Below are 10,950 nucleotides of genomic sequence, written 5' to 3'. Positions count from 1 at the left end.
CGGGGTGGGTCCGGTTGCGGGGGTGTCCGCGGCATGGATGCCGCGGCCAAGGCTACAAGGATGTACTTGCGCCGTCCCCCGCAACCGGACCCACCCCGCCATCCTCAGGAAACCGGCTTCCGCTTTGGCTCTGGCCTCTGCGGGTGCAGGGCGCAGCCCTGCCCTCACTTCTTCAGGAAGTTGTCCACCAGCAGATGCTTCACGTCGTCGAACCGGCCATTCAACACCGCCTTGGCCGCATACAGCGCCGTGCCGGCCACCTGCTTGGCTTCGATCTGCGGCGGCATCACCAGCTCGGCGCGGCTGGTATGCACGTCCAGCAGCGCCGGACCGCGCTGGGACAGGAAATCCAGCACCGCCTCTTCCAGATCCTCGCTGCGGGTCACGGTGCGGCCGTGGAAACCGATCACCTCGGCCAGGCGGCCGAAATCAGGGTTCTTCAGGTCGGTGTAATTGTCCAGCAGGCCTTCCACCTTCTGTTCCAGCTCAACGAAATTCAGCGAGCCGTTGTTGAACACCACCACCTTGATCGGCAGGTCTTCCTGCACCGCGGTCAGCAGATCGCCCAGCAGCATGGCCAGGCCACCATCGCCGGACAGCGAGATCACCTGCCGGCCGGGGAAGGCCTTCTGCAAACCCAGCGCCTGCGGCATGGCATTGGCCATCGTGCCGTGCAGCAGGCTGGTCAACGTGCGGCGGCGGCCGTTCACCCGGATGTGGCGCAGGATCCACACCATCGGTGAACCGCCATCGGCAGTGAACAGCGCATCATCGGCCGCATGCCGGGACAGCAGCGCGGTCAGGTGCTGCGGGTGGATCAGTTCGCCCTTGCCCGGCTGTTCTTCCTGTTCACGCGTGTGCAATGCCTTGTCACGGCGGGCGATGCATTCGTCCAGGAAGCTGCTGTCTTCGCGCGGCGGCAACAGCGGCAGCAGCGCGTCCAGCGTCGGTGCGATATCGCCCACCACGCCCAGATCCACCGGATGGCGGCGGCCCAGGTGGCTGCCATCACGGTCCACCTGGATGATCGTGGCCTTGTCCGGGTAGAACTGGCCCCAGGCGAAATCGGCGCCGAGCAGCAGCAGCGTGTCGCAGGCCATCAGCGTGTGGAAGCCCGATTCAATGCCGAAGATGCCGGTCATACCCATGTTGTACGGGTTGTCCGGTTCGACGAAATCCTTCGCGCGCGAGGTGTGCGCCACCGGCGCCTGCAGCCGGCGCGCCAGTTCGATCAGCTGCGCATGCGCGCCCTGGCAGCCGGCACCGGCATAGATGCCGATGCGCTTGCCCTGCCCCAGCAGCTCGGCGATGCGCTGCAGCTCGGCGTCGGCCGGGCGCAGCACCGGCTGGGTGTAATGCACCGAGAACGGCACATCGTGCTTCACCTCGGCCTCGCTGATATCGGCCGGCAGGATCACCACCGCCACGCCCCGGCGGCTGATCGCCGCCTGGCACGCCAGCGCCACCACGCGGCGCGCCTGCTCGGGGCTGTGCACCTGCTCGCAGAACACCGTGCAACTGGCATACACCGATTTGAAATCCACTTCCTGCGGGAATTCCATGCCCAGTTCGCTGGTCACGATCTGGCTGGCGATCAGCACCAGCGGCGCGCGGTTACGGTTGCTTTCGAAGATGCCGTTGATGAAATGCAGGCCCCCGGGGCCGCAGGAGCCGGCGCAGGCGGTCAACTCACCGCTCACCAGCGAATCGGCACCGGCAGCGAAGGCGGCCACTTCTTCGTGCCGCACGTGCACCCAGTCGATCTCGCTGCGGTGCATGGCATCGGTCACGTGGTTCAGCGTGTCGCCCACGATCCCGTAACAGCGGCGCACGCCCGCCTGCTGCAGGGTTTCAACAACGATCTCGGCAACGCGCTTGCTCATGGGAAAAGCCTTGCTTGGGGGAGGCCCCCGAGGCTAGACCCCGCACGGTGACGCCTCCGTGGGCATCGGCGCATTGCGCCCCATACATCGGTATGGGGCGCGCGCCGTGTTCAGTTCACGTTGATCCAGCCCACCACGGCGCCGCGCTTTGCATTCTGATAGCGCACCTGCACCCAGCCATCGGCGGCATCGCGCAGTTCCACCCGATCGCCCTGCACCAGGTAGCGCTGGGTGCTGGTTGCGCCTGGCCGTTCGAACAGGAACAAGCGCGCCGGCCGCACCGTGGCCTGGATGCCCGGCACAGGCGAGGGCCCGGTGGGCGCGACCAAACCATCGCCGATCGCGCTGTCGAGCACGCGGCCCTGCGCATCGAAGGTGCGCCACACTGCCAGCGGCCCTTGTTCGCCAGTGTGATCGACCTCCAGCGCGGCATCGAAGGCATCGCCCAATTGCAGCACGTCCTCGGCGCGGTACAGATAGAGCTTCGTACCCGCGAACCGATACAGATCGGTGTACCACATCGGACCGCTGCGGCAGCTGCTGCTCAGCGTGCGCGTGGCAGCGTCGACGCCCAGGCCCATCAGGTTGCCGCAGCTGTCACGGCCGTGGGTGTCCGCTTTCAGCGCCTGGAATCCGCCGCTGGCCGGATCGAAGCGGTAGACCGCCACCGCTTCATTGACCATGCCCACCGATGCACGTGCGACCAGTTCGGGGCGTCCATCGAAATCGATGTCTTCGGCCGACAGCCGCGAATTGCCATCGGCGTCTGCGGCGCCTGGCAGTTGCAGGCGCTTGCCCGAGGGTGAGACACGCGCGTCGATGCTGCCGCCCTCCATCACCTCGGCCTGTACCTGCACGCCCGGTGCCGGCGCGAAGCGCAGCGGGCCGCCGTCCTGTTCGGCCGCCTGCGCGGCCGGCACCAGCAGGCCTGCCAGCAGCAGGCGCAACACCGCATCCCTGTATTTCATCATTGCCGCCCGTGGCGCCGCCTTGGCGCCTTCAGGTCAGAACGATACGTCAACCGCCTGCCGCGACCACAGTACCGACTGGTGCTGGGTCTGCTGCTTCCACGCCAGGCGGATCGCCTCGATGTCCGCACGGCGCTGCGGGCTGTCTTCGTGCAGCACCACCAGCACCTTGGTGCGCAGGCGGTTGGGCGCCGCATCGCCACGGAACAGCCACTGCCCGTAGGCATCGAACACGGTCAGGCCATCGGGGAAGCGCGGGGTCACTTCCTTGTCCAGGAACGCGCGCCACTGCGCCTCGCTGATGGTGTCTGCCTGCGGGCGGTTGCCGCTGCCCTGCTCTTCACCCACGCCGAAGTACAGCTCGCTGCGCACCCAGCCGTGGCCGCTGGCCGGGCGGGCCGCATCGCCTTCCAGCGCGGCAGTGGTGGTGTAGGCGCTGGGCGCCTGCGAAGACAGGCTGGCGCAGCCGCTGGTGGCCAGCAGGACGGCGAAGATCAGGCCAAGGCGTTTCATCGGGAACAACACTCCGGGGAAGGGGAACAAACGCGGTGAAAGGGCACGGAGGGTACACCCGCGCCGTGGTTGCAACTGCAACCAATCACTCATGCCCTGCAGGCATGAACTGATGCAAAGACAACCGGGGCTTGCATCACACCGGCTGCTCACGCGAAGATAATATATCGCTTCATCCGGATGGATGTAAGTGAAACCATCACCTCCCCCCCTTCCCCACGTTGTCGCTGCTGGAGTCTGCATGTCCCCCCGCCTGTCCGCGTCGCCGCTCGGCCTTGCCATCGCGCTTGCGCTGTCCCCCGCCCTGGCTTCGGCCCAGGAGGCCGCCACCAACCTGGACACGGTGATCGTGACCGGCACCCGCGCCGCAGATCGCACCGTGCTGGAATCCACCGCGCCGGTGGACGTACTGACCGCCGAAGACATCCGCAAGGCCGGCGTGGTCAACGGCGAACTGGGCAGCGCGCTACAGGCCCTGCTGCCCTCGTTCAACTTCCCGCGCCAGTCCAATTCCGGTGGCGCCGACCACGTGCGCGCCGCGCAGCTGCGCGGTCTGTCGCCCGACCAGGTGCTGGTGCTGGTGAACGGCAAGCGCCGCCACCACACCGCGCTGGTGAACACCGACAGCAAGATCGGCAAGGGCACCACCCCGGTCGATTTCAACTCGATTCCGGTCAGCGCCATCAAGCGCATCGAAGTGCTGCGCGACGGCGCCGGTGCGCTGTACGGCTCCGATGCGGTGGCCGGCGTGATCAACGTGATCCTGGACAACGGCGGTGACGGTGGCGAGATCGAAGCCAGCTACGGCGCCAACCACACCGACCTGAAGCCGATCGGCCGCACCCTCACCGATGGCCAGACCGGCAACATCAGCGCCAAGGTCGGCACCTCGCTGGGCGAAGACGGCGGCTTCCTGCGCGTTGGCCTGGAATACAAGAAGCGCAACGGCACCAACCGCGCCGGCTACGACCTGATTCCGCCGTGGGACCAGACCGAGGCCAACCTGGCACTGCAGGGCAAGCGCAACTACGTGCTCGGCGACGGTGCCAGCAAGGACATCAACCTGTGGCTGAACACTGAAATCCCGGTGGGCAAGACCGCCACGTTCTACGCGTTCGGCACCTTCAACCAGCGCGACACCGAAGGCGCCAACTACTTCCGCTACCCCGACAGCGATGGCAACTGGAAGGAGGTATACCCGAACGGTTACCGCCCCATTTCCGAAGGCGAGAACCGCGACGTGCAGGCCGTGGCCGGCGTGCGCGGGCAGTGGGGCGAGTGGAGCTATGACGGCAGCGTGGATTACGGCCAGAACGACTTCACCTACCGCCTGCGCGATTCGATCAACGCCTCGCTGGGCCCGACCAGCCCGACCCGCTTCAAGACCGCCGATTACCAGTACGCGCAGACCGTGGGCAACCTGGATCTGAGCCGTGTGTTCAGCCAGAGCGACAGCATCACCCATACCCTGGGGCTGGGCGCGGAAGTGCGCCACGAGCGCTATGAAACCCGCCCCGGTGATCCGTCCAGCTATGCCGCGGGCCCGTACACCGACCGCCCGACCGGCTCGCAGGCCGGCGGTGGCCTGACCCCGCAGGATGCGGCCTCGCTGGCCCGCGATGTGGCCAGCGCCTATGCCAGCCTGTCCAGCCAGTTCGGCGATCACTTCTCCACCGACCTGGCCGCGCGCTACGAGCACAACGATGATTTCGGCGGCGAACTGACCGGCAAGCTCGGCCTGCGCTACGAATTCACCCCGGCCTTCGCCCTGCGCGGCGCCATCTCCAACAACTTCCGTGCGCCGTCGCTGGCACAGATCGGCTATGAATCCACGTCCACCGGCTACAACGCCGCCGGCCAGCTGGTGCAGGGCCGCCTGCTGTCGGTGAACAATCCGATCGCCCGCGGCCTGGGCGCGCAGGACCTGAAGCCGGAGAAGTCGCTGAACACCTCGCTGGGCTTCACCAGCCGCATCGGCGAGCACTTCGACCTGTCGCTGGATTTCTTCCAGATCGACATCGACGACCGCATCGCCTTGTCTGAAAGCATCACCGGTGATGCGCTGACCGACTACGTGGCAGCCAACTACGGCGTCACCGGCCTGCAGAGTGCCAGCTTCTTCGTCAACGCCGCCGATACCCGCACCCGTGGCGCCGAACTGGTGACCAACTGGCGCCAGGCGCTGGGCGATGGCCAGCTGCTGCTGACCGGCACTTACGCTTACACCAAGACCACGCTGAAGAACGTGCTGGCCACCCCGGCTCAGCTGCAGGCGCTGGATGCGGACTACGTGCTGTTCGGCATCGAAGAGACCAACACCCTGACCGATGCCACCCCGCGCAGCCGCGCCGGCTTCTCGGCCGCCTGGAGCAACGACCACTGGTCGCTGAGCAGCCGGGTGAACCGCTACGGCAGCGCCACCCGCGTGTTCAACTTCGGTGACGGCTACATTCCGCGCCAGACCTACCAGGCCGAATGGCAGCTGGATGCGGAAGTGGAATACCGCTTCAACAAGCAGTGGAGCGTGGCCATTGGCGGGCAGAACCTGACCGACAACTATCCGGACAAGTCCAACGACGATATCTACTACTACGGCAACCTGCCGTACGACGTGCTGTCGCCGATCGGCAGCAACGGCGCGTACTACTACGGTCGCGTGCGTTACACGTTCTGATGCCGCGCAGGGCGGCCCATCGAAGTGATGGGCCGCCCCGGTCGAATCGGCTGGCTTGAATCGACTGGGGAAAACGACCGGCTCGAATCGACGGGGTTTAATCGACTTGTAAAAACGACCGGCTCAAATCGACCGGGTAGAGTCGACTGTTAGTCGACTGCTGTGGGCACCCCGCGAAAATCCCGCGCTACGCGCGATAGTCGACTGACAGTCGACTCTACCCCCATCACCCCCATCACCCCCATCGCCCATCGCCTCCCGTCCCCCCGCTACAACAGTCGGCACCCACCATGGCAGGGCCGTAGCCTGCCCTCGACCTGGCCTACACGCCGCCGCTGGCACCCTGCGGGGCATGGCTGAACCGCTCCCCCTGCGTCCGCCACCGCCGTTGCTGGACGACGCCTGCGCGTTGTTCCTCGACGTGGATGGCACGCTTATCGAATTTGCCGCACGGCCCGATGCCGTGCACCTGCTACCCGACGTGCGTGAAGCCATCGGCCGCATCAGCGACCGCCTGGAAGGCGCCGTGGCCCTGGTCAGCGGGCGCCCGCTGGAACAGCTGGACCAGCTGTTCGCACCGCTGCAACTGCCCGCCGCCGGCCTGCATGGCCATGAGATGCGCGGCGCCGATGGCCGCGTGCTGCGCGATGACCACGACGATGACACCGGCGAATGGCTGCATGCCCTGCACCAGCAGGCCATGCGCTTCGCCCACGGCTACCCCGGCGTGCTGGTGGAGGAAAAAGGCGTGGGCCTGGCCCTGCACTGGCGTGGCGCACCGCAGGCCGGCGACGACGTGCGCGCGTTCGCCGAACGTCATGTGCGCGGCCGGCCCAGCTACCGCCTGCAACCCGGCGACCACGTGGTCGAGTTCGTACCGGTGGGCACCGACAAGGGCCGCGCCCTGCGCCGCATGATGCAGTACCTGCCCTTCCGCGGCCGCCTGCCGGTCTTCCTGGGCGATGACCTGACCGACGAATACGGCTTCGAAGCCGCCAACGGCCAACACGGCTGGAGCGTGCTGATTGGCGAACGCGAGCCCAGTGCCGCGGTGTTCGCCCTGCCCGACATACGCAGCGTGCACGCCTGGCTGCGTGAGAATGCCTATTGACCCCCGGCCCCCACGGCCATAACCGGATATTTCTGCGTGATGACCCAACCCGATCTTGATCTGGGCGTGGTCGGCAACGGCAGCTTCGGCGCCCTGGTCGACAAGCATGCCCGCGTGGTGTGGAGCTGCCTGCCCACCTTCGATGGCGACCCCACGTTCTGTGCGCTGCTGTCGCCGAACCAACAGGAAGGCGGCGATTTCGCCATCGAACTGGAGGATTTCGCCAGCAGCGAGCAGAGCTACCTGACCAACACGGCCATCCTGCGCACGGTGCTGCACGACCACCACGGCGGCGCGCTGGAAATCCTCGATTTCGCCCCGCGCTGGCGCCAGAACGACCGCTTCTACCGACCGGTCAGCCTGATCCGCCAGGTGCGCCCGCTGGCTGGCAGCCCGCGCATCGTGGTGCGCGCACGGCCGCTGGCCGACTGGGGCGCGCGCGTGCCTGAATCGACCTGGGGCAGCAACCACGTGCGCTGGATCCTGCCCGACCACGTGCTGCGCCTGACCACCGACGTGCCAGTGCGCTTCGTGCGCGACGGCCTGCCGTTCGTGCTCAACCATCCCATCCATCTGGTGCTGGGCGTGGACGAATCGCTGAACCGTTCGATCAGCGGCTACGTGCAGGAAGCCTTCCAGCGCACGCGCGACTACTGGCGCGAATGGGTGCGCTACCTGTCCATTCCGCTGGAATGGCAGGACGCGGTGATCCGCAGTGCGATCACCCTGAAGCTGTGCCAGTACGAAGACAGCGGCGCGATCATCGCGGCCATGACCACCTCCATTCCCGAAGCGCCCGGCAGCGTGCGCAACTGGGATTACCGCTACTGCTGGCTGCGCGATGCGGCCTTCGTGGTGCGCGCGTTGAACCGCCTGGGCGCCACCCGCACCATGGAACAGTTCCTGGGCTACATCTTCAACCTGGCCACCACCGACGGTACGCTGCAGCCGCTGTACGGCATCGGTTTCGAGGCCAAGCTGGACGAAGATGAAGTGCCGACGCTGTCCGGCTACCGTGGCATGGGCCCGGTGCGCCGCGGCAACCTGGCCTGGGTGCAGCGCCAGCACGATGTCTATGGCAGCGTGGTGCTGGCTTCCACCCAGCTGTTCTTCGACCGCCGCCTGCAGGACCCGGGCGATGCCCACACCTTCGCGCGGCTGGAGCCGCTGGGCGAACAGGCCTTCGCCCTGCACGACGTGCCCGATGCGGGCCTGTGGGAATTCCGCGGCCGCACCGAAGTACACACTTACACCAGCGCCATGTGCTGGGCCGCCTGCGACCGCCTGTGCAAGATCGCCGTGCGGCTGAAGCGCGATGACCGCGCGCAGTACTGGCGCGAGCGCGCCGACACCATCCACGCGCGCATCATGGCCGAGGCCTGGAGCGATGAACACGGCCACTTCACCGACACTTTCGGTGGCCACCGCCTGGACGCCTCGCTGCTGCTGCTGGCCGATATCGGCTTCATCGATGCAATGGACGCGCGCTTCATCGCCACGGTGGAAGCCATCGGCCGCGACCTGAAGCACGGCAATTCGTTGTACCGCTACGTGGCGCCGGATGACTTCGGCGAACCGGAAACCAGCTTCACCATCTGCACCTTCTGGTACATCGACGCGCTGGCGGCGATCGGCCGCATGGACGAAGCACGCGAGATGTTCGAGCTGCTACTGCAGCAGCGCAACCACCTGGGGCTGCTGTCCGAAGACCTGGCCTTCGATGGCGGCGAAGCCTGGGGCAACTTCCCGCAGACGTACTCGCACGTGGGGCTGATCACCGCCGCCATGCGCCTGTCGCGGTCCTGGCAGGAGGCCTCGTGAGTCGTCTGGTCGTTGTTTCGAACCGGGTCGCCGTGCCCGGTGAAAGCCGCGCCGGCGGCCTCGCTGTCGGCCTGTTGGCCGCGCTGAAGGAGCGTGGCGGCATGTGGTTCGGCTGGAGCGGCAAGAACGCCAAGGATGCCAGCGGCACGCTGCACCAGCAGAAGGAAGGTGACATCGAGTACGTCACCATGGATCTGGCCAAGCGCGATGTGGATGGCTACTACAACGGATTCTCCAATCGCACGTTGTGGCCGCTGCTGCACTTCCGCCTGGATCTGGTTGACTACGATCGTGGCACCCGCGAGACCTACCACAAGGTCAATGCGCTGTTCGCCGACAAGCTCGCGCCGCTGCTGCGCGAGGACGACATCGTCTGGATCCACGATTACCACCTGATCCCACTGGGCGCGATGCTGCGCGAGCGCGGCATCGGCTGCAGGATCGGCTTCTTCCTGCACATCCCGATGCCATCGGCCGACCTGCTGCAGGCCATGCCCGACCACCTGCGACTGTTCTCGGCGCTGTACGCCTACGATCTGGTCGGCTTCCAGACCCAGCGCGATGCCGACCGCTTCCAGACCTACCTGCGCCTGTTCGGCGGTGGCCGCGTATTGGACGATGGACGGCTTGAAGCCCCCGGCGGCCGACGTTTCCGCGCGGCCGCCTTCCCCATTGGCATCGATACCGCGTTGATTGCCCGACAGGCCGGCGCCGCCGCCAGCAAGGCCGCAGTGAAGGACCTGCGCAGCAGCCTGCGCGACCGCCAGCTGGCCATCGGCGTGGACCGCCTGGATTATTCCAAGGGCCTGCCCGAGCGCTTCCGCGGTTTCGAACGCTACCTGGAACGCCACCCCGACCAGCGCGGCTCGCTGACCTACCTGCAGATCGCCCCGGTATCGCGCGGCGATGTGAGCGAGTACCGCCATCTGCGCAGCACGCTGGAACAGATTGCCGGCCACATCAACGGCGGCCACGCCGCGCCGGACTGGACCCCGCTGCGCTACGTCAACCAGAACTTCACCCATGCCACCCTGACCGGCTTCTACCGCGCCGCCGCGGTCGGCCTGGTCACCCCGCTGCGCGATGGCATGAACCTGGTGGCCAAGGAATACGTGGCCTCGCAGGACCCGGACGATCCCGGCGTGCTGGTGCTGTCCCTGCTGGCCGGTGCCGCCGACGAAATGAAGCAGGCGCTGCTGGTGAACCCCTACGACCTGGATGGCATGGCCGACGCCATCGCCACCGCCGCCACCATGTCACTGCGCCGCCGCAAGGAACGCTGGCACGCCATGATGGAGCACCTGCGCACCTACGACATCAACCACTGGCGGCGCAGCTACCTGGAAGCGCTGGAGGGGTGACCGCACCGTTGGTAGCGTCGAGCTTGCTCGACTGGCGTTGGTAGAGTCGAGCTTGCTCGACTGGCGTTGGTAGAGTCGAGCTTGCTCGACTGCTGCACAACCAGTCGAGCAAGCTCGACTCTACATACAGAGCAGTCGAGCAAGCTCGACTCTACGGGAATGCGCGGTCAATCCAGGAAGCGCGCGGCCTGTTCCGCGCTGGGCAGGAAGCAGGCATCGTGGCGCCCGAACCAGCGGTAGCGGTTGCGCGCCAGCACGCGGTACGCGCGGTCGCGCCACACCTGCGGCAGCACGCGCAGCGCGCCGGCCAGCCGCCACGGCCCGCCCAAGCCGGCCAACACCCGCAGGATCGCGTCGGTGTCGGTCCAGGCGCCCTGTGCGTCCACCAGCAGGAAGGACAGCGGGTCGTTCGGGTCCAGCCCGTGCGCGCGCAACAGGCCACTGCCGTGCGCGCCCTGCATGGCGGCGAAGCGGTAGCGGCCCTGGCGGTCGAAGCGCAGCAGGAAGCGCACCCAGCGGCTGCACAGCGCGCAGACGCCGTCGAAGACAATCACGGCGTTCGGGGTTGGGTCAGAGCCCTTTTCTGCTGAAAAGGGATCTGACCCCAACCCGGGTTCGC

At 66.9% G+C, this 10,950-nt stretch carries 8 protein-coding genes; 4 read left to right on the top strand and 4 right to left on the bottom strand.

The features are described 5' to 3' along the window. Positions 1-164 precede the first annotated feature (164 nt). The 3 genes from IAE58_RS05325 to IAE58_RS05315 form a co-directional block, all read right to left on the bottom strand. Positions 165-1,883, bottom strand: coding sequence for a thiamine pyrophosphate-dependent enzyme (locus IAE58_RS05325; RefSeq protein WP_199932812.1), 1,719 nt, complete (start codon positions 1,881-1,883; stop codon positions 165-167). A 110-nt stretch (positions 1,884-1,993) separates the two neighbouring features. After that, a complete protein-coding gene (locus IAE58_RS05320) occupies positions 1,994-2,851 on the bottom strand; it encodes an SH3 domain-containing protein (RefSeq protein WP_199932861.1) in 858 nt (285 codons plus the stop codon). Positions 2,852-2,887: 36 nt separating this feature from the next. Next, positions 2,888-3,364, bottom strand: a complete 477-nt coding sequence (locus tag IAE58_RS05315) for a DUF3574 domain-containing protein (RefSeq protein ID WP_199911969.1) — start codon at positions 3,362-3,364, stop codon at positions 2,888-2,890. 241 nt (positions 3,365-3,605) lie between these two features. Here IAE58_RS05315 and IAE58_RS05310 point away from each other — a divergent pair, with 241 nt between their 5' ends. The 4 genes from IAE58_RS05310 to otsA all read left to right on the top strand — a co-directional run bounded on the left by IAE58_RS05310 (position 3,606) and on the right by otsA (position 10,331). After that, positions 3,606-6,038: a TonB-dependent receptor gene (locus IAE58_RS05310; protein ID WP_199932813.1), complete on the top strand. Its 2,433-nt coding sequence runs from the start codon at positions 3,606-3,608 to the stop codon at positions 6,036-6,038. Positions 6,039-6,390: 352 nt separating this feature from the next. Next, a complete protein-coding gene (gene otsB, locus IAE58_RS05305; RefSeq protein WP_199932814.1) occupies positions 6,391-7,149 on the top strand; it encodes a trehalose-phosphatase in 759 nt (252 codons plus the stop codon). A 39-nt stretch (positions 7,150-7,188) separates the two neighbouring features. Further along, on the top strand, positions 7,189-8,970 hold the full coding sequence (locus IAE58_RS05300; RefSeq protein ID WP_199932815.1) for a glycoside hydrolase family 15 protein: 1,782 nt from the start codon (positions 7,189-7,191) through the stop codon (positions 8,968-8,970). Beyond that, complete coding sequence (gene otsA, locus IAE58_RS05295) at positions 8,967-10,331, top strand: alpha,alpha-trehalose-phosphate synthase (UDP-forming) (RefSeq protein WP_199932816.1); 1,365 nt, start codon at positions 8,967-8,969, stop codon at positions 10,329-10,331. The genes IAE58_RS05300 and otsA overlap by 4 nt, the downstream gene beginning before the upstream one ends. A 167-nt stretch (positions 10,332-10,498) precedes the next feature. Here otsA and IAE58_RS05290 read toward each other — a convergent pair whose 3' ends face one another. Continuing rightward, a complete protein-coding gene (locus tag IAE58_RS05290; protein ID WP_233614710.1) occupies positions 10,499-10,939 on the bottom strand; it encodes a thiol-disulfide oxidoreductase DCC family protein in 441 nt (146 codons plus the stop codon). Positions 10,940-10,950 lie beyond the last annotated feature (11 nt).

This window comes from Stenotrophomonas sp. S49 (assembly GCF_016624905.1).
GTDB lineage: Bacteria > Pseudomonadota > Gammaproteobacteria > Xanthomonadales > Xanthomonadaceae > Stenotrophomonas.
Note: the sequence above shows the minus strand (reverse complement) of the source record. Positions and strands in the feature narration are given on the sequence as shown.

What these genes read in the sequence shown, in the direction of transcription:
- IAE58_RS05310 (WP_199932813.1), top strand. Translation starts at nt 3,606, where the DNA reads ATGTCCCCCCGCCTGTCCGCGTCGCCGCTCGGCCTTGCCATCGCGCTT.
- otsB (WP_199932814.1), top strand. Translation starts at nt 6,391, where the DNA reads ATGGCTGAACCGCTCCCCCTGCGTCCGCCACCGCCGTTGCTGGACGAC.
- IAE58_RS05315 (WP_199911969.1), bottom strand. Translation starts at nt 3,364, where the DNA reads ATGAAACGCCTTGGCCTGATCTTCGCCGTCCTGCTGGCCACCAGCGGC.
- IAE58_RS05300 (WP_199932815.1), top strand. Translation starts at nt 7,189, where the DNA reads ATGACCCAACCCGATCTTGATCTGGGCGTGGTCGGCAACGGCAGCTTC.
- IAE58_RS05320 (WP_199932861.1), bottom strand. Translation starts at nt 2,851, where the DNA reads ATGAAATACAGGGATGCGGTGTTGCGCCTGCTGCTGGCAGGCCTGCTG.
- IAE58_RS05325 (WP_199932812.1), bottom strand. Translation starts at nt 1,883, where the DNA reads ATGAGCAAGCGCGTTGCCGAGATCGTTGTTGAAACCCTGCAGCAGGCG.